Here is a 24,408-nt window from a genome sequence, read left to right on the forward strand (position 1 = left end):
CCGGTTCTCTTACCGCAGGGCTTAGATGAACCGGATAGCAGATGGCGATGTCCTCGAATTCGTCGGCGATCCGTTTGACGGCGCGAAAAATATTCATGTGGGGCTCCCCTTGCGATTCGCGGCGGTGCGCCGTCATCAGGATCAGCCTTTTGCCTGCCGCCCACTCCAGAACCGGATGCGTGTAGTCCGGCTGTACCGTATATTGAAACACATCGGTAACGGTGTTGCCTGTGACATAAATGCTTGATTCATTTTTGTTTTCACGTTTCAGGTTGCCCGCGGACCAATCCGTCGGCGAAAAATGAAGATCCGCGAGGATGCCGGTCAATTGGCGGTTCATCTCTTCCGGATACGGAGAAAGCTTGTTCCACGTCCGGAGTCCGGCCTCAACGTGCCCCACCTGGATTTTTTGCAGGAACGCCGCATAGCTGGCCAGGAAAGTCGTCAGCGTGTCGCCGTGCACCAGCACGATGTCCGGCTGCGCTTCGCGAAGCACGGGCTCAAGCCCCTCCAGCACGCGGATGGTAACTTCGTTCAGCGTCTGCCGGTTCTTCATCACATCCAGATCGTAATCCGGCTTGATTTTGAACACGTCGAGCACCTGATCCAGCATTTGGCGATGCTGCGCGGTCACGCAAACCACCGACTCGATATGCTCTGGATGCTTTTCAAGCTCCAAAATGAGCGGCGCCATCTTGATCGCTTCCGGGCGTACGCCGAATATGGTCATTACTTTTATTTTAGACATGTGCTATAACCTCTTTTCGCTTCACTTGGTTCCAAATAGACGGTCTCCGGCATCGCCGAGACCCGGCACGATATATCCATGGTCGTCCAATTTTTCGTCCAAAGCGGCGACGTAGATGTCTACATCCGGATGAGCCTCTTGTACGGCCTTAACGCCTTCCGGAGCAGCGATCAGATTCATCATTTTGATCTGGGTGCAGCCGCGTTTTTTCAGCACGTCGATTGCCGCGATCGCGGAGCCTCCCGTTGCCAGCATCGGGTCGATGACGATCAGCTCGCGCTCCGTCACGTCCGTAGGCAGCTTGGTGTAGTATTCGACAGGCTGCAGCGTTTCCGGATCGCGGAACAAGCCGACATGGCCCACCTTGGCTGCAGGAATAAGCTTCAAAATCCCGTCGAGCATGCCAAGGCCGGCACGCAGAATCGGAATAAGTCCGAGCATGCGTCCGGCAAGAATTTTGCCGTCCATCTCAGCGACAGGCGTCTGAACCTTCACCGTTTCGAGCGGAACCTCGCGCGTAATCTCATAAGCCATCAAAGAAGCAACTTCGTCAACAAGTTCACGGAAATCTTTTGTGTTTGTCCGCACATCACGGATAAATGTCAGCTTGTGTTGAATCAAAGGGTGATCGCAAATCACCAGTTTTCCCATTGTATTGTCCCTCCGGTAATTGTAAGTCTTAGTGCTGCCAGTGCCGGTTTGCCATGTGCAAAGACGTCCAGGTACACAAATCTTGTTTATTATATCATTCCCTGAAATGAAATTGCACCACGTTTCACATGTTTATTTTCGCCCTAAGCCGCGGAAGATTAAACCTTTTGTGACACAGGGCATAAGACGACTGGCCGATTGGTCGCCGGATCCGTCCGGAATGGGTATGGGCTTATGCAAACAACCCGCAAGTCGCGGCCTTAGCAATGAAGCCGAATCAGCCACTTGCGGGAATCCCTGATTTATTAAAAAAAGAGCCGGAGGCCAAGCCTCCAGCCCTTTCAGGTGTACGTCGCTTCGAATTTAATAGTTGAGTTCCGGATACAGCGGATATTGATCCGTCAGTTCCTTCACCATGGCAGCCGCTTTGGACAGCACCGTTTCGTCCTGCGGCTGCTTCAGCGTCATGGCGATAATTTTGCCGATCTTCTCCATCGCCGCTTCGTCCATGCCGCGCGAGGTGGCCGCAGGCGTGCCGATCCGGATGCCGCTCGTGACGAACGGGCTGGTCGGATCGAATGGAATCGCGTTTTTGTTGACCGTAATGCCGATGGAATCCAGCACCTTCTCGGCGTCCTTACCCGTAATGTTGACGCTGCGGGTATCGACCAGCATCAGGTGGTTGTCCGTGCCGCCGGACACGATGTTCAGGCCTTCGCCGATCAGTGTTTCGGCAAGAACCTTGGCGTTTTTCACGACGTTTTGGGCATAGGTTTTGAACGAAGGATCAAGCGCTTCGCCGAGAGCGACGGCTTTGGATGCGATGACGTGCATGAGCGGTCCGCCTTGGGTTCCAGGGAAAACCGCCTTGTCGATCGCCTGCGCCCAAGGCTGCTTGCACAAGATCATGCCGCCGCGCGGACCGCGCAGCGTTTTGTGCGTCGTCGTCGTGACGAATTGGGCGTGAGGCACCGGACTTGGATGAACGCCGGCGGCTACCAAGCCAGCGATATGGGCCATGTCGACCATGAACAATGCGCCCACGTCGTTTGCGATCGAAGCGAATGCTTCGAAGTCGATCGTGCGCGGATACGCGCTGGCGCCGGCAACGATCAGCCGCGGACGATGTTTGAATGCGGCTTTGCGCACTTCGTCGTAATCGATCAGGAAGTTGTCTTCGCGAACGCCGTATGCGACGAAGTTATACAGCAGGCCGGATGCGTTCACGGGGCTGCCGTGCGTCAAATGGCCGCCGTGCGCCAAATTCATGCCGAGCACCGTATCGCCCGGCTTGATCGCGGCAAGGTATACCGCCATGTTCGCTTGTGCGCCGGAATGCGGCTGCACGTTGACGTGTTCCGCGCCAAACAGCTGCTTCGCGCGGTCGCGGGCGATATCCTCGACGATATCGACGCGTTCGCATCCGCCGTAATAACGTTTGCCCGGATAACCTTCCGCATATTTGTTCGTCAGAACGGAGCCCATCGCTTCCATTACCGCTTCGCTGACGATATTTTCGGAAGCGATCAGCTCGATGTTGCTGCGCTGCCGCTTCAGCTCCAAATTCATCGCATCCAATACCGCTGGGTCTGCTTTACGCAATTGATCCATCTTCTTGTTCCTCCCTTAAAATAAACTTTCATATTTGCGGCTCAAACAACATCGTGCGAGGTGGCCGCTACGGTTGCGGATCGTTCTTCCGATCGCTGTTGATCGATTCCGTCCCCTCCGCTACTTTCGCTTTTGATCAAAACTAATATTGAGCCATATTTGTTGCCCCTACTGTTAAATCCCGATGCCTAATCGCATTGCGATGCGCTGCCCGCTTCCTGCTCCTCCGGCAATATCCGGTAGACGGCCCGCTCGCCGCCGATCAGCTTCGGGCGGGTGAACGCGGCATTAACTCGCGCTTGCCCGACGTACCGCAGCTTGGTACGGTAGGGGACGGCCACGCGCCGCAGGTGCATGCCGATCAGCGTTTCCCCGATGTCGATCCCTGCATCCGCTTCGATGGATTCGGCCAAGCACGGCTCCTTCATCGAACGGTAGGCGGCGCTGGCCATCGACCCGCCGGCCTTCGGAACGGGAACGGCGGCCACTTCGGTAAGCCGCAGCGCCGCAAGAAGCGAACGCTCCACCACGAGTGCCCGGTTCAAATGCTCGCAGCACTGGAACGCGAGCTCGAATCCGAACTCGCCGCTGACTTCCCGGATGCCTTCCAGCAGTTCATGGGCCACTTCCAACGCTCCCGAGGTGCCGATCCGGCGGCCAGCCACTTCGCTCGTGCTGGTTCCGACCACGACGACTTTGCCGGGGCCGAGGCCCGCCGCTTCCGCCAGTTCCCGCAAAATATCCGATACTTGCTCTTTTAGCGAAACTTCCGATGGAATGCTCGGTTCAGCCGATTCCATGCGAACACCTCCCTAATGCTGCAGATAACGGTCCTCGATCGCTTTGATCTTGCTAACCCGCTGCGTATGGCGCTCCCCGCTGCTGAACGGCGTGCCGAGCCAGATTTTGGCGATTTCCTGCGCCAAGCCGGGACCGATAACGCGTTCGCCCATTGCGAGCACGTTGGAATCGTTGTGCTCCCGGGTCGCTTTGGCGGAAAATACGTCATGCACCAGCGCGCAGCGGATGCCCGGAACCTTGTTCGCCGCGATGCTCATGCCGATCCCGGTTCCGCAAATAAGAATGCCGCGATCCACTTCACCCGAGACGACCTGCTCGCATACGGGCAGGGCATAGTCCGGATAGTCCACGGAGTCAGCGCAGCTGCACCCCACGTCCACGACCTCGTGACCCATTTCCCGAATGACGGCGATGATGTCTTCCTTCAAACGCACACCCGCGTGATCTGTTCCCACAGCAATCTTCATGTTTCGAAAAACCTCCCTGAATTTCGTGCTTATGTGGCTTCTTGTACATTATACCCTATTTCAAAGCCACAAGATGAAAATACCTTCACGGGGATGACGCAAAACTCCCTCATGAATACAAAAAAGAGCAGTCCGCGGGTTACCGCAGAATTGCTCTTTTGCCCAGGCGACCGGCCGTATCATCCGGTGCTCCATCGTGGTTTGATCCACAGTTGTCGCCAGTTACACCGGATCCAAGGTTTTTCACAACCATCATAAGCCATTAAGCGCCGAAAAGCAAGCCATTTCATTCTCGCCCTTTCGCCGCCCTGATGACGGGCTTCCACGACTTCTTCCGAACGAACGGCAGCAATCCCGCAAAAGATCCGGCGCGCGGCAGGCCGTTTTCAGGACGCGCGATAAGCCTCCAGCTTGTCGAGCAGCCGTTCAATCGCGGCACGGATTTCGGCCGCCGCCAAATCATAGTCCTCCCGGGATCCCCCGAAAGGATCGGAAATATCGAAGCTCGGCACGCGCTGCTGGATTTCGATCAGGCGTTCCCGCTCCTCATTCGTCAGCTCCTGTCCGAGCGAGCGTTTGACCTCCCAAGTCGCGTACAGGCCGTCCAGCTCTTTCAGGTCGTTTAACACGCCCTCGTCGTCTTCGACGTATTCTTTAAGCGTATACACTTTGTCCGCCGCCTGCGGAAAGTTCCGGATGACCTGCTGCTTATGGCTTTGGGTAAGCGTAAGGATCAAATCGGACCACTCCACCGCATCCCGCTTCAACGATTTTGATGTCAGACGGTCATCGATCTCGTGGTCGCGCAAAACGGCTTCCGCATGACGCGACATCGACAAGCCGTCCATGGCCGCGACGCCGGCGGAACGGGCTTCGACAGCGATGCCGCGGTCTTTGGCCATTTTGCGGAGAAGAGCTTCCGCCATCGGGCTGCGGCACGTGTTCCCGGTACACACAAACAAGATATGCTTCACGTCTATCGCACCTCCCGAATTGTTCTTTGGCGATTATTGTATCAAAAGATAAAGGCGAGGCCAAATGCCAGCAGGATCACGCCTCCCAGCGCCTCGCCGTAGTCCCCCAGGTTGCGGCTGGCCCTTCGGCCCAGCAGGAGCCCCATCACCGACATCGCCCCGCCGATGATTCCAAAGGCCAAAACGGTAAAAACCAGGTTGCTTTGGAACATCCCGAGCGAAAGCCCGACGGAAAAGGAATCCACGCTGACGCTCAAGGCGAACAGCAACATGCCCAGCAGCGAGCGATGGTCGATCACCCGGTCCTCCCCGCTTTTAAAAGAGCCGAACACCATGTGGACCCCAAGCAGGATGAGCAGTCCTCCGGCGACGTAATCCGCCACCTGCCCAAGCAAAGAGCTCATGTATTGCCCGGCGTACATGCCCAAAAGCGGCATCAGGATATGAAATATGCCGATGAGCGCGCTGATCTTCAACACATGCAGCAGGCGAATCCCTTTCATGCCGATCCCGATGCCCAAAGAAAAAGCATCCATACCAAGTGCCGCGGCCATAATGAGGATCGCAATCAGCTGACCCAAACCGGCGGATGTCTCCAACATTCCAATTCCCCCATGTCCGTTAGGTTCTTGTACAACCATATGCGGACATGTGGACAATCATGACTTGTACGTGTTGGCGGCCAAGCTACCGGGAAGTTCAGCCGAGCCGGACCACCCGCTGTCCCGCCGCCTTTCGAAGACGGTTCATAATGGCGGCTCCAAGGCCTTCTTCCGGGCAAGCCTCGGATAAAATAAAGCCGATGCCCTCCTCATCCATGCGGCGGAGGGCGGCGTACAGGCGATGCGCAGCCGCGCTTAAATCGGACAGGCTGCCCAGGCTTTCAATGCAATCCGCTTGATAACGTCCGATGTGCTCCTCGAAAGCGAGAACCCCGGTTCGCTCGCCGCGGGCAGCCGCTTCCCGCAAGCTCCGGCTGATCCAATCGGACACTCCCGCCGCCGACGGCCCGGTGACGATCCGAAGCACGCCCTTCGGGGCGTAATGGGTATATTTCATCCCCGGGGCTCTCGGAGCTTCGATGTGATCGCTCCCGGCGTCGGGCAGGAGCGCCGGGTCCAAACGCACGGGCGCTCCCGCCGCCTGCGACAGCTGCTCCAGCGTGACCCCCCCCGGACGGAGAACGATGACGGAACCGTCCTCCGCCACCTGAACGACGGTCGATTCGACGCCGACGCCGGTCGCGCCGCCATCGACGATGCCGCCGATCGTGCCGGCCAGGTCTTCCATCACATGGCCGGCCAGCGTCGGGCTCGGGCGCCCCGAACGGTTTGCGCTCGGCGCCGCTACGGGACAGCCCGATTCCGCGATGAGCGCAAGCGCCACCGGGTGATCCGGCATCCGGATCCCCACCGTGTCCAGTCCTGCCGTCACGCGGGGCGACAGCGCGCCGGGCTGAACCGGCAGCACGATCGTCAGCGGCCCCGGCCAGAAGGCATCCATCAGCCGCTGTGCCGCAGGACTCACTGCCTTCACCAGTCCGTCCAATCCGCCCCGGTTCGCAATATGGACGATAAGCGGATTATCCGACGGTCTGCCCTTCGCCGCAAATACCGCCTCGACCGCCGCCGTCGAACGCGCGTCCGCGCCAAGGCCGTACACCGTTTCGGTCGGAAAAGCGACCACGCCTCCTTCCCGAAGAATTGCAGCCGCCGGCTTCAGTTCCTCCCGCAGCTTGGCGGGATCGGACAACAGTTCCGGCCCGATGCGCCAATAAGGGGTGGACGGCCGTCCCGTCCCAAACTCTTGATCAGTACGTTCCATGGATATCCCTGTCTTTCTGTCGAATGGTTCACCCGGTATCGAAAAAGGCTCAAAACGAATCAATGCTGCGGCGGCCGGCCAAAAAGCCGTTCAACCTCCGGACGCCTGGCAATGATTGTGACGTTGAGCCGTTTTAATCCTATTTACCGCGTATATATTGTACCCCTATATTAACACACCTGAAACGAAGGTTGTAACCGGCCCGATCCGTACGGTGTCCCCGTGCTAGACTTGTTTAGAACAAAGCTTTAAACCAGCTGAAGATCCCTTCTAACAGATCCCAGAGGAAGAATCGAACCTCCGGTTCGGAAGCTTTGACCGGCTGCTCCGAAGCCTTTACGGCTTTCACTGCCGAGTCTCCCGGTTTGTAAGCCGTGTTTTTCGCTTTGCCCTGCACCTTGGCCGTTTCCGCTTTGGCCGCCGGCTGCGCCGCAGCATCGCCGCTGCCGGCGTCGATGAAGCAAAGCGGCGGGAACAGCACGCACCACCAGTTTTGGCCTTTGCCGGCGCCCAGCGTAATCCGCAGCGCTTCATAGTTGCCTGCCGGATAAACGGTTCCTCCGTACAATTTCGTAGGGAATGGAACGACCCCCAGCTCTACGCTGTAATCGTAGCCGATTCCCTTCTTCCCCAATTCCCTTCCGACCAGTTCGTTTAGTTCGGGCAAATGCTCCCGAATCGTCTCCCGCGCCTCTTCCAGGCTTTGCGGATTTTCCAGAGCCTGGACCCATGCATCCATTTGCTCGACCACCGCATCGCGGATTTGCCTTTTGACCAGCTGGTCGTCCGGATCATCGGAGTTGGCCAAAATGCGCAGACGGATCGATTCCTGGGGAATCGGCCCCCCGGCAACGGCAGCGTCCGTTTTTTGCGCTTCCCAAGTCATGGCAAGCATCAACATGATACAAAAAATAATAGCGGTATTCTTAACCAAAGACCGCAAGCGGTCTTCTTTTTCATTATGATTCCACATGCCTTCCGCGCCCCCTCTATCAAATCCTGCTATGATACTGACCAGTATGGCCGGAATTGATAGAGTCTAAACCCGGTAATCTTTAAATCTAGCGAAAATAAAAAAAAGCATCTACTGACGCCCCAAGAAGGCAAATCGCATGTATCGACGGTTTTTCCGAGGCGCAGGCGTACGGTTTTCAAAGCTTGCACTTTCCTTCAAACGAAAAAGGCCGCTTCTCCTTGCCGTTCAAGGCGAGGAAAAACGGACCTATTCGATCAAGCCTGCTTGGTGGCCGACATTTTCTGCGGCGCCGGCGAAACGATATCCTCGCTCACCTCATGCCCGTGAACGCGAACGCTCATCACGATGCCGATGCTGGCCACATTGATGAGGAGCGACGTGCCGCCGTAGCTGATGAACGGAAGCGTGATCCCCGTCAGCGGCATGAGGCCGATAAACGCGCCGATATTTTCAAAAATTTGATACAGCATCATGGATATGACCCCGACGATCAGCAGCGGCCCCGCCCGGTCCCGGCATTCGAGGCAAATCAGGATCATCCGGTGGATCAAAATGAAATACAGCAGCAAAACGACCGATGACCCGACAAATCCGAACTCCTCGGCGATTTCCACGAAAATCGAGTCGGAATACGTGTAAGGCACGCGGCCGGACTGCACCGACGTTCCCTGCATGTACCCTTCGCCCATCATGCCGCCGGAGGCGATGGCAAGCTTGGCGTTTTTCGTATGATACGAGGCCTTGGCCGTCGCTTTATCGGGAACGAGCCAAGGATCGATCCGTTCCGTCCAATGCTCCCGCCCGATATTTTTCAAAAATTTCTCGATGTTGTCATGGAAATGGATGTAAGAAAAAATTCCGGCGACAGCCACCGCCGCCAAAATAACGAGGGCCAGAAACGCATGCAGAAATTTGATATTGCCGATCCACAGCAGCCCAAGCAATATGAGAATATAGCTGAGGGCGTTACCGAGGTCGTTTTGAACCATAACCAGCGCAAACGGAATGAAGGTCAGACCCCCGATCGGCAGCACGTCTCTCCATAACGAGAGTTTGGCCTTCGGCCTTTTCATCAATAAGTACGTCAGGAAAATGATCAAAATCAGCTTAAACAGCTCGGCCGGCTGAAGGCTGAATCCTCCGAACTTAATCCACCCCTGGGCACCATTCACATCGGACCCGATAAAGTTGACGGCAATCAGCAGCAATATCCCGAACAGATAGATATATAACGCATATTTAACGAGCACCTTGTAGTCCAATAAAACCAGTCCGAAAAATACGACAAACGCCAAAATGTAAAAATACAGCATTTTGATGTGGGAGCCCGCAAACTTGGTCCCCGTCGTGACGCTGTATATCGCCATAATGCTGACGCCCATGAATATCAAAAGTATAAACACGACGACATAATCCACTTTTTTCAGCTTTTGAAGCATGTGCTATCCCCCTGTGCGGGCCTCTCCCGCCCTTCTTGCCGTGATCCTAGTTAAAAACTCACTGTACTATTGTAATGGAATAGCAGCCCCATATTCAATTCCTGTTAAATCCATTGCGAATACGCTGGAAAACCTTGCCGTACCAGCCGCTTTCCACCGTACTTTCCGGAAGCGGAAACGGCTCTTCCTCCTCCTGCCCGTGAATCCGGATGCTCATGACGACCCCGATGCTGACCATGTTGATGACCAGCGAGGTTCCCCCATAGCTGATAAAAGGGAGCGTGATGCCGGTCAGCGGCATGAGGCCGATAAATGCGCCGATGTTGACGAAAATCTGATAGACGAACATCGTGATGATGCCCGTGATCAAATAAGGCCCCGCCCGGTCGCGGCAATCCGCCGCGATCAGCACCATCCGGTGGATCAGAATGAAATATAGCAGAAGCAGCACCGAAGAGCCGATAAAGCCGTATTCCTCGGCAATCTGCACGAAAATCGAATCGGCGTAGGCCAGCGGCACGCGCTCGGACTGGATCGTCGTCCCCTTCATGTAGCCCTTGCCTTCGATCCCGCCGGAGCCGATGGCCAGCTTCGCGTTGTACGTCTGCCAGCTGACGTCGCGGGAGGCGAGATCCGGCACCAGCCACGGGTCAAAACGGGCGATCCAGTGCTTTTTGCCGAGGTCCTCGCTTATCAGCTTGACCGCCTTGTCATGATAATGGATGTAAGCCTGGATGCCGCCAAACACCGCGGCGAAGGCGACCGCCAAAGCGATGAGGGCATGGCTGTATTTGATGTTGCCGACCCAAAGCAGCCCCGCCAAAATCACCATGTAGCTGAGCGCGTTGCCGAGGTCGTTCTGCAGCATCACGAGCGCCCACGGCACAAACGTGACAAAACCGAGCGGAACCACGTCCCGCCAGAACTTCAGTTTGTTTTTCCGCTTCCGCACCAGCAGGAAGGATATGAAAATGATGAGAAACAGTTTAAACAATTCGGCCGGCTGCAGGCTGAGGCCGCCCGGAAGCGTGATCCACCCTTTGGCGCCGTAATATTCGTTGCCGAAAAACAGCACCAGCACCAGCAGCATCAAGCCGAACAAATAAATATATAAGGCATACCTGATCAGCAGCTTGTAGCTGGTCAGCGAGAAACTCAAAAAGGCCGCGAAACCAACCGCATAATAGGCGGCCATCCGCTCCGAATAATGCCCGATTTTCGGCCTGCCGGCCGTGACGCTGTAAATGGAAAGCAGGCTGAACGCCATCAACGCAAGCAGGATGAGAATGATGGACATGTCCATGCGTTTGAATTTCTGCAGCATGCGGCATCCTCCAATATGTTTTGGATTTGGCGAAATTCCCCAAGCCTCAATACCTCTATTGTAGTTTAAACCGGATGCAAAGAAAAATTTACCGCGGCGTATTCGAAATGCCGATCACATGACGCTCGATGCCGGCAAGGTCGGGGACGACGATGATTTCGTCCCAATGGCCCGCGGCGCGCAGCAGCGCCGCTACGTCCCGTGCCTGCCCCTGCCCGAGCTCGAAGGCGATGAGCCGGGGCGGGGCCTGGAGCAGCGGCAGCTGCTCCATCATGAGGCGGTACGGGGCGAGTCCGTCCGTGCCGCCGTCGAGAGCGGTGCGCGGCTCGTGGTCGCGCACCTCACGCTGCAGGCCGGCGATGTCGGCCGCAGGGATGTACGGCGGGTTGGACACCAGAATGTCCAACCCACCGCCCGCAAACGGCTCAAGCAGGTTGCCTTCCAGGAAGTCAATCTGCGCGCCGTTTGCGGCGGCGTTGCGCGCGGCGACCCGCAGCGCGCCGGCCGAGATGTCGCTGGCACGGACATGCCAGCGCGGGGCGTGCAGCGCCAGCGTGACCGCGATGGCGCCGCTGCCGGTGCCGATGTCGGCGCACTCAAGCTTGCGCAGCGCGCCGCCTTTGCCCGATGCCCCTTCGCCGGAGGCATCGGGTCCGCCTGGAGCGCCGCTTCGCGCGGCGCCCTCCGGCCACAGCCGCTCGGCCTGCTTCAGCACGGCCTCCACGAGCAGCTCCGTTTCCGGCCGCGGAATAAGCACGGCCGGCGTCACCTCAAACGGGATGCCGTAAAATTCCTGCATCCCGATAATGTACTGCGCCGGCTCCCCGGCCCCGCGGCGCGACACCGCGCGCTCCCAAGCTTCGCGGCGCTCCCCGGGAAACGGCTCGGGCAAGGCCATGTAATAGGCCGCCCCTGCAAGCCCCAGCACATGCTCCAGGAGCAGCTGGGCGCTGCGCTGCGGCTCCGTCACGCCGCACGCGCTTAAAAAAGAGGAAGCCTCAACAAAGGCTTCCCGTATCGTTTGCTTTGGCGTCATCACGAATGTGGTTTCTTGCAAAGCATTATTCCCCTTTTTCCATCAATTCCGCCTGCTCGGCAATGTTCAGGGCGGAAATGATTTCCTCGATTTCGCCGTTCATCACTTGATCGAGCTTATGCAGCGTCAAGCCGATCCGGTGATCCGTCACGCGGCTTTGCGGGAAGTTGTAGGTCCGGATCCGCTCGCTGCGGTCCCCGGTGCCGACTTTGCTTTTGCGCTCGCCGGCGTATTTCGCTTCCTCTTCCTGGCGTTTCATATCGAAAATGCGGGCGCGCAGCACCTGCAGCGCCTTTTCTTTGTTCGAGTTTTGCGATTTTCCGTCCTGGCAGGTGGCTACGATCCCGGTCGGGATGTGCGTCACCCGCACGGCGGATTTGGTCGTGTTGACGGATTGTCCGCCCGCGCCGCTGGAACAGAACGTGTCCACGCGGATATCCTTGTCGAGAATTTCGATGTCGATATCTTCGACCTCCGGCATGACGGCCACCGTCGAGGTCGACGTATGGATCCGCCCGCCCGATTCCGTCGCCGGAATGCGCTGCACGCGGTGCGCTCCGCTTTCGTATTTCAATTTGCTGTACGCGCCGCGGCCGTTGATCATGAAGATGACCTCTTTAAAGCCGCCAAGGTCGTTCATGTTGGCTTCCATCAGCTCCACGCGCCAGCCTTGGGTATCGGCATAACGGGTGTACATGCGGTACAGATCGGATGCAAACAGCGCCGCTTCGTCGCCGCCTGCCGCGCCGCGGATTTCGACGATGACGTTTTTGTCGTCGTTCGGATCTTTGGGCAGCAGCAGAACGCGGATGCGCTCTTCAAGCTCGGTCTGCCGGGCAGTCAGCTCCTCGATTTCCATTTTGACCATTTCGCGCATGTCGTCGTCGAGCTTTTCGCCCTGCATCGCTTTGGCGGCTTCCAGCTCTTCCGTTACGGTTTTATATTCAGTATAAGCCTCGTAAGCAGGCTGTAAGTCGGATTGTTCCTTCGAATATTCCCGAAGTCGCTTGCTGTCGTTCACAACGTCAGGGTCGCACAGCAGCTCGCTCAGTTTTTCGTAGCGGTCTGCCAAGGCTTGCAATCGGTCCAACAAGGGGGGTCACCTCTCCTGTTTTTTAATATATTCCGGGGCCCCGCAAAGTAATCGGAATAAGCTTCAGAGGCCACGCGTCGCTTTATGGGGCTATTTTAAGTGCGTTTAGTATCATTATGAAGAAAAAGCCGTTTATCCTTTTGTTAACATACCATGGACAGACGACTTTTTATTATACCATGAATCATTCGTTTTTTCCAGCCTCAAAACAGGGACCCACGGAACGCGAAACTGCCGGACTTCAAGCTTCCCGGCTTGAGGGCAATGCCGACGGTTAAACCTTATTTTATGCCCAAAATGAGAAGCATGCAAAGGCCATCGGCAAAACCGCCGAAGCCCTTGCCTCTCTTTGACCGATGCATGCCGATCCGCTTTCGCGGAGATGTTTTTATCGCTATCGTTCCAAAATAAAACGCAGCTTTCTTCGGCCATGCGGTACAATGGAAAAAAAGTTTTTTAAAAATCTTGCAGGGTTCGTTCCGGGCCCGTCGTCAAACGAAATGAAACAGGAGGAGGGGAGAAGACTGGAAGAGTTGCAGTGGGTCCGGGCCGTCAAGGCCGGCCATCCGGAAGCTTACAAATTTCTGGTGCAGCGGTACCAAAACATGGTGTACCACGTGTGCCTTAAAATAACATCCGACGAAACGTCGGCCAAAGATTTGTCGCAGGACATCTTCATGAAGGCTTATTCCGCCCTTCCCGCCTTCCGCGAGGATTCCTCCTTCTCCACCTGGCTGTACCAGATCGCCGTCCGCAAATGTCTCGACTGGAAGCGCGCGCAGCAGCGCGAGCAGGCGCGGCGGAGTCCGGGAGAAGTCAGCGAAAACGACTGGGTCACCAATGAGACCCCGGAACAAATCGTGTTGTCGGAAGAAAGGAGCAGCAGGCTCCGAAGGATGGTCGACGAGCTCGCTGAGCCGTACCGGTCGGCCGTCCGGATGTATTATTTCGAGCAGTGCTCTTATCAGGAAATCGCCGAACGGCGCGGGATTACCGCCAAAACGGTGGAATCCCAGCTGTACCGCGCAAGGGCCATGATGCGTAAGAAAGGAGAGGAATTACGATGAAATGCGAATTGATCCAATATCAACTGGGGGCTTATACCGCTGGGGAACTTCCTCCTGAATCCTCCCTTTATATCGAACAGCATCTGCGTACCTGTCCTGCGTGTCAGGCATGGCACAAGGAGGTGCAGGAAATGGCCCTCATCTGGCAGCAGCCTGACCAGGAGACCGATTTTCCAGATCTAACGGCGGACATCATGGGTGAAATCCGGCAGATGCCGCCTCTATATACGCGCCAGGCTTCGCGAATGAGGCCTAGGAATTCCCGAAAATCGGTGATCGCCCATTTCGGGGTGGCGGCTTGCTTGGCCTTCTGCCTGTTCCAGTTCGGCGTGTTCGAACATTTGAGCTCAGGCATTTCGCAGGCGACCGAAATCTTCTCGCATTCCGTAAATCACTTATTTAAGGAGGGTAAACGATGATTAAAAAAAGTAGATGGCTTACGTTTTTGCTCGCGCTCATTCCCGGTGTGGGGCACCTGTATCTTGGATTTGCCAAACAAGGACTGCAACTTATGATCGGAACCGCAGCCTGCATCATTTTGATTCCGTCCATTCCGATGATTTTCTCGTTCGCGCTGGCGATTCTCTGGTTTTACCAGCTGTTCGACGCGCTGCAAAGAGCGGCCTGGATGAAAGCCGCGGCCCTGGAGCATGAACGCATGATGATGGGCCAGGAGACCTTCGGATATCCTTGGTCGATGCAGGATTTGATGGCGATGGGCGGATATCCGCGGGAAAACCAGCTGAATCCGGTTTGGACCGGGGTCGGCTGCGTCATTGCAGGCGCCGCGGTGCTGCTCGTGACCATTTTTCCAGCGCTTTGGCATTGGGTGCTTCAGGAAAATACGGCCAGCTTCCTGCTCGCCGTCGCATTAATCGGCTACGGCTTGCGGCTGCTGTTTAAAAAACCCGATCGTAGAGGGAGCGAATCTTTATGAACCCCCCAGTGAATCAGACGCCTCCGCCCATCAAGGTCGGCCGTTGGACTTCCGCCATCGGCCTGATCGGCGTCGGCGTCATCGTTTTATTGCAATTCAACAACATCATTTCGTCCGAGGCGCTTAAATATGTGTGGCCCATGCTGCTTATTCTACTTGGCGTCGAGGTGGTGATCGCCAATATCATCCACTCCGAAAGAAGAGTGAGGCTTGGCGGCTTCAGCGTGACGATCCTGATTCTTTTGCTGCTGGTTAGCACGGTTCAGACCGTGCTGCCGGATCTAAGCAGCTTGTTCAACCGCGGTTATGTCAGCGCCGTTCAAGGGCAAACGGAAATAGGGAGCGGCATTAAACGCGTCGAGATCATGGTCGACCATGGGAAAGTCAACGTCACCGGCACCGAAGATGCCAAACTTGCCTACGACGGAAAATTCCGGTTCCGCGACGCTAAAAACCAGGAAGATGCCGATCGGAAAGCCAAGGAAAGATGGAAGGTCAATCCGTCCGGGGACACGCTCGTCCTTTCGCTCGAAGATAATCCCGAAATCTTGTTTCAAATCGGCTTCTTCCCGGATGAGGAATATGTGAACGTATCCGTGCCGAAATCGCTTGAGGTGAAGGTTCGTACCAAAAACGACTCGGTGACCGGGAAGCAATTGGACGCCGGCTTCACCGCCTTGACCACCAATTCGTCCATTGCGCTGGAGCAAGTAAAAGGCAACGTATCCGCTTCAACGACGAACGGTGCGGTTCGGGTGGCGGACATCGGCGGCTCTGCACAGTTGAAATCAACCAACGGGTCCCTTACGATCGATCGCGTGGCCGGAGAGGTAACCGCCAAGACGACCAACGGAGCGATCCGGGGCGCTTCCGCCATTGGCGGCGACTGGACCTGCAGCAGCACGAACGGCAGCATCAATCTCAAGGTTCCCGAAAACGCGAGCGCCGAAATCAAAGCCAAAACCTCCAATTCGTCCATCGGAGGCGGCATCGCGTGGGCCGAGGATGGCGGCGACAACCGTAAACGCGCCGTGATTGGCGACGGTTCCCATCATGTCGAGCTGACGACATCCAACGGCAGCATCAATGTGAATTACGAGAACTAAAAATAAGCAACCGATAAGGATGGTTAATCCTTCATTGTTTACGGGAGACGTTTTCCGGAAAATATCTGAAAATTCGGGCTTCAAGGTTCCATATCTTGAAAGCCCGATTTTCGCTCCAATACCCGCTCGCCAAATTCGATCATGAATGGCGGTTCGGGTTCTTTCCGTACCTCGCCCCTACCCGTTTATTCATCAACCAGCTCCAATAAATAATCCGTATATTCTTCCTCACTCATGTTCGAAATCGCGGCAGCCAGCTTATCCTGGGCTTGTGCGGCCGGCAGGCGCTCATAATCCATTTTGCTTATCTTGGCCATCCGCGCCCGATAATCGGGCGTGCTGTTCCGCTCAATATATTGAATGACCTGCTGCAAGGGCATTTTTTTGAGCGTCCAAATACTGATGTCCTGACTCAACAGATTCTCCCCCTTTAACCTTTCATAATGCATGTATTCCTATAGTGTCCGGCCACCGGCGGCCCCATTCCGTGATTGTCGGCGCCTCACGCCGAAAAGGCTGCCCCTGGGCAAGCTGCACCTCTTTGCTAATCGCATGACTAACAATCGGGTGCAGTGCGCGTCGGGACAGCCCTTAACTACCAATGCTCTGGTATTACACTGTATTACACGTTAAACCGGAAATGCATGACGTCGCCGTCGGCAACGACGTAGTCCTTACCTTCGAGGCGGAGCTGGCCGCGTTCCTTGGCTGCGTTCATGCTGCCGGCAGCCATCAGGTCGTCGTAGGAAACGACCTCCGCCCGGATGAACCCGCGCTCAAAGTCCGAATGGATGACGCCCGCAGCCTGCGGCGCTTTCATTCCTTTGCGGATCGTCCATGCCCGTACTTCCTGAACGCCGGCCGTAAAATACGTATAGAGGCCGAGAAGCCGGTATGCCGCTTTAATCAAGCGGTTCAAGCCGGATTCCTCAAGGCCCAGCTCTTCAAGGAACATCGCCTTGTCCTCGCCTTCAAGCTCGGCGATTTCGGCTTCGACCTTGGCGCTGATCGGCACGACCTCGGCATGCTCGGCCGCCGCGAAATCCTTAACCTGCTGCACGTACGGGTTGCTGTCCGCACCGGCCACGCCGTCTTCGCTGACATTGGCGGCATAGAGGACCGGCTTCATCGTCAGCAGGTGCAAATCGCGCAGCACGACCTTCTCGTCATCGGACAGCTCTACGCTGCGCGCAGGCTGGTCGTTGTACAGCGCTTCTTTCACGCGCTCCAGAATGGCGATCTCCTGCTCGTATTGCTTGTTGCCGCCTTTCATGTTTTTGCGGGCGCGATCGATCCGTTTGTCGACGCTCTCCAGGTCGGCGAGAATCAGCTCCAGGTTGATCGTCTGGATGTCGCTGACCGGATCCACTTTCCCGTCGACGTGTGTAATGTTCTCGTCCTCGAAGCATCTGACGACATGGACGATGGCATCCACTTCACGGATGTGGGCCAAAAATTTGTTGCCGAGCCCTTCGCCTTTACTCGCGCCGCGGACAAGGCCCGCGATATCCACGAATTCGAACGCGGTCGGCACGGTTTTGTTCGGCTGCACAAGCTCGGTAAGCTTGTCCAGACGCTCGTCCGGCACCTCCACGACGCCGACGTTCGGATCGATCGTGCAGAACGGATAGTTTGCGGATTCCGCACCCGCCTGCGTAATCGCGTTAAACAAAGTGGATTTGCCGACGTTCGGCAATCCCACGATACCTGCTTTCAAAGCCATCGATATGACACTCCTATTTCATATTGGACTAGGCAAAAGCCCGAATGATTTGAAGGATTCGAAAAAATCCCCATCTATTAAACGGAAATAAAAATACGCAAACCTTGCAACCAACCGCTGCGCTGGCGCAGCCTCTCAATCCTACCCATTATATATTAGAACCAGGGGGGCATCAAGACAAAGGCGGCGTACCGTCAGTCCGCGCCAAAAAGCCCCCGGCCCCCATCGGCCGGGGACTGCCCGGCATCGTTCACGGCTGGATCCGTACCAGCCTGTCGGTCGCCCGGAGCGCGGCGACGTCCGCCGCTCCGATGCCGAACATGGCCGTGCGCAGCTCGAACTCCACCTGCGCCAGCGCCGCGTGCAGCGCCTCCTCCGACTCCACCGCCGGTCCGAGCACGCTGCGGCCGAATCCCGACAGATCGGCCCCCAGCGCCAGCACCTTGGCGGCGTCCACCCCGGTCTTAAGGCCGCCGCTGCCGATCAGCCCGGCTTCCGCACATACTTTGCGGACTTCCTCAATGCATTCGGCCGTCGGGTTGCCCCAGCCCGCAAAGGCTTCGGCCGCTGCGCGCCGCATGCTGTCCTTGCTGCGGTGCTTTTCGACCTGGCTCCAAGAGGTGCCGCCGGCGCCGGCGACGTCCACGAATTTGACACCCGCCCGCAGCAGCCTTGCGGCCGTTCCGCCGTCAATGCCCCAGCCGACTTCCTTTGCCCCGACCGGAACCTCAAGCTGCCGGCACACCTGCTCGATCTTGGACAAAAGTCCGCTGAAGTTCGTATTGCCTTCAGGCTGGAATACCTCCTGAAGCCCGTTAAAGTGAAGCACCAGCATGTCCGCTCCGGCGATGTCGACCGCCCGCCGGCATTCCTCGATGCCGAAGCCGTAGTTGAGCTGAACCGCTCCCAAATTCGCGATGACGGGAATCGTCGGCGCATGCTTGCGCACATCAAAGGTATACGCCAACTCTTCGCGCTCCACGGCCGCGCGCACCGAACCGACCCCCATCGCCCAGCCCCGCGACTCGGCGGCAGCGGCCAGACGCTCGTTAATCGCGCCCGTCGTTTTGCTTCCGCCCGTCATGGAGCTGATCAAGAGCGGCGTGCGCACCGGCATCCCTAGAAAGGATGATTCCAGCGTAACGGCGTCAAAATCGATTTCCGGCAGAGCCGCATGGCGGAACCGGTATTTTTCCAAGCCGTTCGTTACGCCTGCGCCGCTAACCTCCTCCGACAGGCTGATCCGCACATGTTCGATTTTTCGTTCTCCCGTCGCGATTTCCGGCAAAAGCGATTTTTTGCCCGCATGATTTTCGCTCATCAAGATCCCCTTCCGTATTTCCCGTTGACCATACCCATGCAATCCGGCCGAAAATTAACAGTAGATTACACATCCATCCGTCAAAATATTCTTCTATCATCTCATTTCGGCGCCCTGAATTTCAAATCGGATTCATGACAAATGCTTTTTTAGTCCAGACTATAGAGTGAATTTTACAATGAACCGAGCATGAAAGAACATGAGCCAAAACGGAGGATCAAACCATGGGACAAGATCAGGTATGGGGCGCGGCCGGCAGCACGCAACAAACCGCTTCAGACAATCCGGCCGACAAGCCGAATCGCGGCAAACGGCGCCTGGTCGTCACCCTGTTGGCCGTCCTGCTGTTATGGCTCGTGTGCGTGATTATTTATCAGACGCATAAACCCCTTCCCCCGGGGATTTCCTATGAAAGCCCGCTGCATCATACCGAAGACGTCCGGTTTCTGTACGACCTGACTTACCCCGATCCGTCCGGCAGGGTCGTCGCCGAGCAGCAAATCCGCCAAAGAATCGGCGAGATCGTGGACGAATCCAGGCGGTTCCTCGTCATTGACCTGTTCCTGTTCAATAACTACGCCCACAAGGGCCAGCAGTTTCCGAAGGTCAGCGAAGAATTGACCGACAAGCTGGTACGGCATAAAAAGGAATTTCCCGACATGGACATCGTATTGATTACCGATCCCGTCAACACAAGCTACGGCTCCGCCCCCAATGCGCTGCTGGAACGGCTGAAAACGGCGGGCATCCGGGTCATCGTGACGAACCTGGATCCGCTTCGCGACCCGAACCCGATCTACTCGGCCGTATGGCGCACGTTCATTCAATGGTTCGGAGTAACCGGCAAAGGCTGGGTGCCCGACCTGATGGCCACGAACGGCCCGAAAATGACGATCCGCTCCTACCTAAAGCTGTTAAACATTAAAGCCAACCACCGTAAAGTCGTCCTCAGCGAAAAACGCGCGCTTATCCTTTCAGGCAACGTCCATGATGCCAGCGCCTATCATTCGAATATCGCCTTTGAGGTCGGCGGGCCCGTAATCGGGGATATTCTCAAATCAGAGCAGGCGGCCGCCGATCTGTCCAAGGGGGGACCGCTTCCGGCTTACGTTCCATGGCAAAATCCCGGGGCCGATGGAGGATCGATCGGCATCCGGTACGTAACGGAGGGCAAAACCTACCAATACGTGCTCCAGGAGATCGAAGCCGCCCAAAAAGGCGACACGCTTTGGATGGGCATGTTTTATATGGAGGATAGGAAGGTGCTGAACGCGCTGCTGTCCGCAGCGGGACGGGGCGTCGACATCCGTCTGCTGCTCGATCCGAACAACAACGCCTTCGGAGAGAAAAAAATCGGAATCCCGAACCGCCAAGTCGTTTCGATGTTGGCCAAACGCTCAAAAGGCAAAATTTCGATCCGCTGGTACCATACGACGCAGGAGCAATACCACACGAAAATGATATATATTGAGAAGCCGGCCGGAAACTCCGTCATTGTCGGCGGCGCCGCCAACATGACGCCCCGCAACCTGAACGATTACAACCTGGAAAACGACCTTTGGGTATCCGTTCCATCCGGTGCGCCGCTGGATATGCAGATGCGCCGTTATTTCGACCGTTTATGGAACAACAGGGACGGTTCCTTCACCCTAGACTTAAGCGCCTACCAGTCCGCCTGGTACGAAGACCTCATTTACCGCATCCAGAAGGCTGTTCGATACACCACCTTCTAAGCGTCGTCCCGAGGCTTTCCGGGTCACAGAGACATGTCGTCACTGCGTGAATTCTTGCCTGCATATACACGGCATGCAGCTCCCTACGCGGGAGTTCCGCTGCATGAGGGAGCGTCCGCCGCTAGACGAAAAAGACGCTCTGCCTAACGCAGAACGCCTTCTTAATATTCATCGACATTTTCCTTACGGCTTCTCGCAAACCGACTTAAACTGGCAGCGGTCCCCGCATAAACGGCCTTTGCCGTGCGGTACGCACATCGGCGTGCCGAAAATCGGGTCTTCGGCGATGATGCAGTCCATGTAGAATACTTCCTTCACCATTTGGGGCGTCAGCACGTCCTCGGGTGCCCCGGCGCAAAACACGCCTTGGTTTTTGACCGCGATCATATGGTCGGCATAACGGCAGGCCAGATTCAAGTCATGAAGCACCATCACGATGGTGCGCCCCTGTTCGCGGTTAAGCTCGTATAGCAGGTCCAGCACTTCAATTTGGTGGTTTAGGTCCAAATACGTCGTCGGCTCGTCGAGCAAAATAAGATCGGTATTTTGCGCCAGCGTCATGGCAATCCACGCCCGCTGCCGCTGTCCTCCCGAAAGGGAATCCACCGCCCGCTCCGCGATGTCCGACAGCCCGGTCATCTCCAGCGCTTCCCGCACGAGCCGCTCGTCTTCTTCGCTCCACTGCTTCAGCCAGGACTGGTGGGGATACCGCCCCTGCTTGACCAGCTGAAGCACCGTCAATCCTTCGGGCGCCGTCGGCCCCTGCGGCAAAATCGCCATGTTTCTCGCTACCTCTTTGGTCGAAGCGCGGTGGATTTCCTTTCCATCCAGAAGCACAGATCGGCTTTTCGGTTTGAGCAGGCGCGCCAGCGAACGCAGCAGCGTCGATTTGCCGCATCCGTTGCTGCCGATGAGCACGGTCACTTTGCCCTCGGGAATCTGAAGGCTAAGGTCCTTGATAATCTCCGTATCTCCGTAACTGAGCGTCAGCTCCTCGGTTTGCAAAAGGGTCATCGCCGGTTACCTCCTCGTTCTGTTCTTCATTTTTATCGAATTCAACCAAAGTTCCGTCAGGCAGCAAATGATAATCATTATCACAAATATAAAATGTCCCGTAACCAATGTCAATACAGGTGGCCCGGCCCCACCCCGCTATAACAGCGGGGACATCAGGCGGGCGAGCGATTCCAGAATCCGTTCGGGAATTTTCTTTTTCATAAACTTGTCCAGCACGATTTGCTTCGTCGATTTGAGGTCGCGCTCGAAATCCGATACGATCCGCTGCACGCTTTCCGTCTGCACAAGCAGCGCATTGACCTCAAAATTCAAATGAAAGCTCCGCATGTCCATGTTCGCCGTGCCGATGGTGGCCACTTCCCCGTCGATGATGAGCAGCTTGGAATGCAGGAAGCCCTTTTCGTATTCGTAAATTTGGACGCCGACATCAAGCAGCGCCGGAAAATAGGAATGGGATGCCAGAAACGGCAGCCATTTATCCGGTTTTGCCGGAAACAGGATGCGGACATCCAGGCCGGACATGGCGGCGACGCGCAGGGAGGTCAGAATGTCTTCATCAGGGATGAAATAAGGCGTAGCCAGCCAAACGGATTTTTGCGCGGAAGTGATCATGGAGAAAAAAATATTTTTGAGCGCGCGGCGGTCGTTGTCCGGCCCGCTCGGAATGATCTGGACGGCCCCGCTGTTCCGTTCCGCCAGAAGCGGTGAAAGGTATTCCGCCTCCAGCACCTGCTCCCCCGTCATGTAATTCCAGTCCTGGAGAAAAATGATCTGCAGCGTCCGGACGGCTTCGCCTTTCACGGACATGTGCGTATCCCGCCAAAAGCCGTAGGTGGCATTGCGGCTCAAATATTCGTCCCCGACGTTCAGGCCGCCGATGAACCCCACGTTCCCGTCGATGACGACGATTTTGCGATGATTGCGAAAGTTGACCCTCGACAGGAAAAACGCTTTGGAGCTTCCGTATGCCGCTACCTTGACGCCCGCGTTGGCCATTTCCCTCAGAAACGACTTCGGCAGCTGCATGCTGCCCCAGGCATCGTACATAAACCGCACGTGGACGCCGGCTTTGGCTTTTTCGATCAAAATCCGCTGAATCCGGGTCCCGATATCGTCCGCCCGGTAAATGTAATACTCCATATGAATATGATGTTTGGCCTTTTCCAGCTCCTGCAGCAGCGTGGAGAAGGTTTCTTTGCCGTTGGTCAAAATGCGGGTTTCGCTCGAAAACGAAATCGGCGTCCTCGCCAATCTCTGGGACAGCCTCAGCAGCTGCTGCTGCATCGGATTCAAATCCGACAGGTCCTGCTGGACGCGGACGCTTCCTTCCTCGAGCATCTCGTAGATTTTCGAATCCTGCTCGGCCTTTTTGTCGAATTTGCGGCGTTTGAAGTAGTTTTGCCCGAACAGCAGGTAAAAAAACAGCCCCACGACCGGCACCAGCGCCAACAGCAAAATCCACGCCATCGTCGATGAAGGGTTTCTGTTCTCCATAAATATCATGAATCCGAGCGATACGACGGTCAGGGTCGAAAATATGCTGACGATCGTGCCTGCCGTTTTGCCGAAAAACCCGAATCCGACGTAATAAAAGACAAATAATAAAGCCGCAATAAGTACAGCCTGTATAGCCCTTCTCATCTCTTCCCCCGATTCGTCCGCTTTTCCAAAAGCGCGGCCTGTTCCGGAATTTGGCGAAAATCCAGGTACGGCCAGCAAATTCTATTCTACATGAAGTGACGCCATCTTCCTATAGATCCCGCGATAAAAAACAGTTTAAAAAACGGGATTTGAAAGAGGGCCATCCCTTTCCTTAAACAGAAACGTTTGACGCAGATAAGGACGCCTCTTCAAGGCAATGATCAAAAAAGATGCATCGCAGTCTTGACAACCGGCTGCATTCGTGAAATGATATCCCTAACGACCGTTAGGTAGTTTAAATGGAGGCGATGTTATGAATGCAAAACGAATGCTTTTGGAAACCGCGCTGGCGCATTTTGCGGAGGATGGTTACGAAGGGGCCTCGCTGCAGAAAATAGCCGAAGAAGTCGGGATCAAAAAGCCTTCCATATACGCCCATTTTAAGGGAAAGGACGACCTGTTCCTCTGTTCGCTCAAAAACGCGCTGAAAGAAGAAAAGCGGCGAATTACCCGCTTTTTCATCAGCCGGAAGGACCAGCCGCTGGATCGGCGTTTGTCCGAGCTGCTGGCCTTTCTCCAAGAGGAATACAACCGCAGCAGCGAGAGCAAATTCGTGCTTCGTATGTCCTTTTTTCCGCCTTCTTCCTTGTACGACGAAGTCATGAAATTGATTTATCCGTTTTTGGATTCCATGGAAAGGCGCGTTTTGCGGCTGATGGAGCAGGCGAAGGCGGACGGGACGGCCCCCATCGCCAATCCCGAGGATGCGGCGGTGGCCTATATGACCTTGGTGGACGGCATTATGATCGAAATGGTGTACAGCGGGATGGCCAGCGCCAAGCGGAGACTGAAAGCATCCTGGCCTATTTTCTGGGCCGGCATTCAAGCTTCGAAAGCCTAGAAGGAATGTTAGAGGAGG

Annotated in this window: 24 protein-coding genes and 1 riboswitch; of the genes, 6 read left to right on the plus strand and 18 right to left on the minus strand. The window is 56.1% G+C overall.

The window, feature by feature from the left end; all coding sequences use genetic code 11:
• The 13 genes from wecB to prfA all read right to left on the minus strand — a co-directional run.
• Positions 1-748 (minus strand): non-hydrolyzing UDP-N-acetylglucosamine 2-epimerase (wecB, locus tag GQY55_RS28310; RefSeq protein ID WP_160045281.1); only part of this gene is annotated, 748 nt, incomplete at its 3' end.
• Between the two features lie 21 nt (positions 749-769).
• Complete coding sequence (upp, locus tag GQY55_RS28315; RefSeq protein ID WP_160045282.1) at positions 770-1,399, minus strand: uracil phosphoribosyltransferase; 630 nt, start codon at positions 1,397-1,399, stop codon at positions 770-772.
• 363 nt (positions 1,400-1,762) lie between these two features.
• A complete protein-coding gene (gene glyA / locus GQY55_RS28320; protein WP_160045283.1) occupies positions 1,763-3,010 on the minus strand; it encodes a serine hydroxymethyltransferase in 1,248 nt (415 codons plus the stop codon).
• A 188-nt stretch (positions 3,011-3,198) separates the two neighbouring features.
• Positions 3,199-3,810 carry a TIGR01440 family protein gene (locus tag GQY55_RS28325; protein ID WP_160045284.1) on the minus strand — a complete coding sequence of 204 codons (612 nt, stop codon included), beginning with the start codon at positions 3,808-3,810 and terminating at the stop codon, positions 3,199-3,201.
• Between the two features lie 12 nt (positions 3,811-3,822).
• The gene (rpiB, locus tag GQY55_RS28330; RefSeq protein ID WP_160045285.1) at positions 3,823-4,278 is read right to left on the minus strand and encodes a ribose 5-phosphate isomerase B; all 456 of its coding nucleotides are present in this window, start codon (positions 4,276-4,278) and stop codon (positions 3,823-3,825) included.
• Between the two features lie 153 nt (positions 4,279-4,431).
• Positions 4,432-4,514: riboswitch (ZMP/ZTP riboswitch) on the minus strand.
• A 150-nt stretch (positions 4,515-4,664) separates the two neighbouring features.
• Positions 4,665-5,252, minus strand: coding sequence for a low molecular weight protein arginine phosphatase (locus tag GQY55_RS28335; RefSeq protein ID WP_160045286.1), 588 nt, complete (start codon positions 5,250-5,252; stop codon positions 4,665-4,667).
• Positions 5,253-5,293: 41 nt separating this feature from the next.
• Positions 5,294-5,854, minus strand: coding sequence for a manganese efflux pump MntP (locus GQY55_RS28340; RefSeq protein WP_160045287.1), 561 nt, complete (start codon positions 5,852-5,854; stop codon positions 5,294-5,296).
• Positions 5,855-5,951: 97 nt separating this feature from the next.
• Positions 5,952-7,076 (minus strand): L-threonylcarbamoyladenylate synthase, encoded by a 1,125-nt coding sequence (locus GQY55_RS28345; RefSeq protein ID WP_160045288.1) that lies wholly within the window; start codon positions 7,074-7,076, stop codon positions 5,952-5,954.
• A 235-nt stretch (positions 7,077-7,311) separates the two neighbouring features.
• On the minus strand, positions 7,312-8,019 hold the full coding sequence (gene spoIIR, locus GQY55_RS28350) for a stage II sporulation protein R (protein WP_201452263.1): 708 nt from the start codon (positions 8,017-8,019) through the stop codon (positions 7,312-7,314).
• 287 nt (positions 8,020-8,306) lie between these two features.
• Positions 8,307-9,491, minus strand: coding sequence for an FtsW/RodA/SpoVE family cell cycle protein (locus GQY55_RS28355; RefSeq protein WP_160045290.1), 1,185 nt, complete (start codon positions 9,489-9,491; stop codon positions 8,307-8,309).
• Between the two features lie 94 nt (positions 9,492-9,585).
• Positions 9,586-10,815 carry an FtsW/RodA/SpoVE family cell cycle protein gene (locus tag GQY55_RS28360; protein ID WP_160045291.1) on the minus strand — a complete coding sequence of 410 codons (1,230 nt, stop codon included), beginning with the start codon at positions 10,813-10,815 and terminating at the stop codon, positions 9,586-9,588.
• Between the two features lie 88 nt (positions 10,816-10,903).
• Positions 10,904-11,872, minus strand: coding sequence for a peptide chain release factor N(5)-glutamine methyltransferase (gene prmC / locus GQY55_RS28365; RefSeq protein WP_160045292.1), 969 nt, complete (start codon positions 11,870-11,872; stop codon positions 10,904-10,906).
• A 4-nt stretch (positions 11,873-11,876) separates the two neighbouring features.
• Complete coding sequence (gene prfA, locus GQY55_RS28370; protein ID WP_160045293.1) at positions 11,877-12,944, minus strand: peptide chain release factor 1; 1,068 nt, start codon at positions 12,942-12,944, stop codon at positions 11,877-11,879.
• 440 nt (positions 12,945-13,384) lie between these two features.
• On the opposite strand from prfA, the gene GQY55_RS28375 reads away from it, so the two are divergent.
• The 4 genes from GQY55_RS28375 to GQY55_RS28390 are packed head-to-tail and all read left to right on the plus strand — an operon-like array spanning position 13,385 to position 16,054.
• Positions 13,385-14,011, plus strand: coding sequence for an RNA polymerase sigma factor (locus tag GQY55_RS28375; protein ID WP_160045294.1), 627 nt, complete (start codon positions 13,385-13,387; stop codon positions 14,009-14,011).
• Positions 14,008-14,430 carry a zf-HC2 domain-containing protein gene (locus tag GQY55_RS28380; protein WP_160045295.1) on the plus strand — a complete coding sequence of 141 codons (423 nt, stop codon included), beginning with the start codon at positions 14,008-14,010 and terminating at the stop codon, positions 14,428-14,430. The genes GQY55_RS28375 and GQY55_RS28380 overlap by 4 nt, the downstream gene beginning before the upstream one ends.
• Positions 14,427-14,948 carry a hypothetical protein gene (locus GQY55_RS28385; protein ID WP_160045296.1) on the plus strand — a complete coding sequence of 174 codons (522 nt, stop codon included), beginning with the start codon at positions 14,427-14,429 and terminating at the stop codon, positions 14,946-14,948. The genes GQY55_RS28380 and GQY55_RS28385 overlap by 4 nt, the downstream gene beginning before the upstream one ends.
• Positions 14,945-16,054 carry a DUF4097 family beta strand repeat-containing protein gene (locus GQY55_RS28390; protein WP_160045297.1) on the plus strand — a complete coding sequence of 370 codons (1,110 nt, stop codon included), beginning with the start codon at positions 14,945-14,947 and terminating at the stop codon, positions 16,052-16,054. Before GQY55_RS28385 ends, GQY55_RS28390 begins: the two co-directional genes overlap by 4 nt.
• Positions 16,055-16,239: 185 nt before the next feature.
• Here GQY55_RS28390 and GQY55_RS28395 read toward each other — a convergent pair whose 3' ends face one another.
• The 3 genes from GQY55_RS28395 to fni all read right to left on the minus strand — a co-directional run bounded on the left by GQY55_RS28395 (position 16,240) and on the right by fni (position 19,098).
• The gene (locus GQY55_RS28395) at positions 16,240-16,470 is read right to left on the minus strand and encodes a hypothetical protein (RefSeq protein ID WP_160045298.1); all 231 of its coding nucleotides are present in this window, start codon (positions 16,468-16,470) and stop codon (positions 16,240-16,242) included.
• Positions 16,471-16,676: 206 nt separating this feature from the next.
• Positions 16,677-17,777, minus strand: coding sequence for a redox-regulated ATPase YchF (gene ychF / locus GQY55_RS28400; RefSeq protein ID WP_160045299.1), 1,101 nt, complete (start codon positions 17,775-17,777; stop codon positions 16,677-16,679).
• Between the two features lie 250 nt (positions 17,778-18,027).
• On the minus strand, positions 18,028-19,098 hold the full coding sequence (gene fni, locus GQY55_RS28405) for a type 2 isopentenyl-diphosphate Delta-isomerase (RefSeq protein ID WP_160045300.1): 1,071 nt from the start codon (positions 19,096-19,098) through the stop codon (positions 18,028-18,030).
• Positions 19,099-19,322: 224 nt separating this feature from the next.
• On the opposite strand from fni, the gene GQY55_RS28410 reads away from it, so the two are divergent.
• Entirely contained in the window at positions 19,323-20,831 is a 1,509-nt protein-coding gene (locus GQY55_RS28410; protein WP_160045301.1) for a phospholipase D family protein, read from the plus strand.
• 183 nt (positions 20,832-21,014) lie between these two features.
• Here the strand turns inward: GQY55_RS28410 and GQY55_RS28415 are convergent, their stop codons facing one another.
• Together GQY55_RS28415 and cls are read right to left on the minus strand one after the other, a co-directional pair.
• Positions 21,015-21,845, minus strand: coding sequence for an ABC transporter ATP-binding protein (locus tag GQY55_RS28415; RefSeq protein WP_160045302.1), 831 nt, complete (start codon positions 21,843-21,845; stop codon positions 21,015-21,017).
• Positions 21,846-21,983: 138 nt separating this feature from the next.
• On the minus strand, positions 21,984-23,489 hold the full coding sequence (gene cls / locus GQY55_RS28420) for a cardiolipin synthase (RefSeq protein ID WP_160045303.1): 1,506 nt from the start codon (positions 23,487-23,489) through the stop codon (positions 21,984-21,986).
• A gap of 313 nt (positions 23,490-23,802) precedes the next feature.
• Here cls and GQY55_RS28425 point away from each other — a divergent pair, with 313 nt between their 5' ends.
• Positions 23,803-24,390, plus strand: a complete 588-nt coding sequence (locus GQY55_RS28425) for a TetR/AcrR family transcriptional regulator (RefSeq protein ID WP_160045304.1) — start codon at positions 23,803-23,805, stop codon at positions 24,388-24,390.
• Positions 24,391-24,408 lie beyond the last annotated feature (18 nt).

The sequence above is a fragment of the Paenibacillus sp. USDA918EY genome, from assembly GCF_009870825.1.
Classification (GTDB): domain Bacteria; phylum Bacillota; class Bacilli; order Paenibacillales; family Paenibacillaceae; genus Paenibacillus_AQ; species Paenibacillus_AQ albilobatus.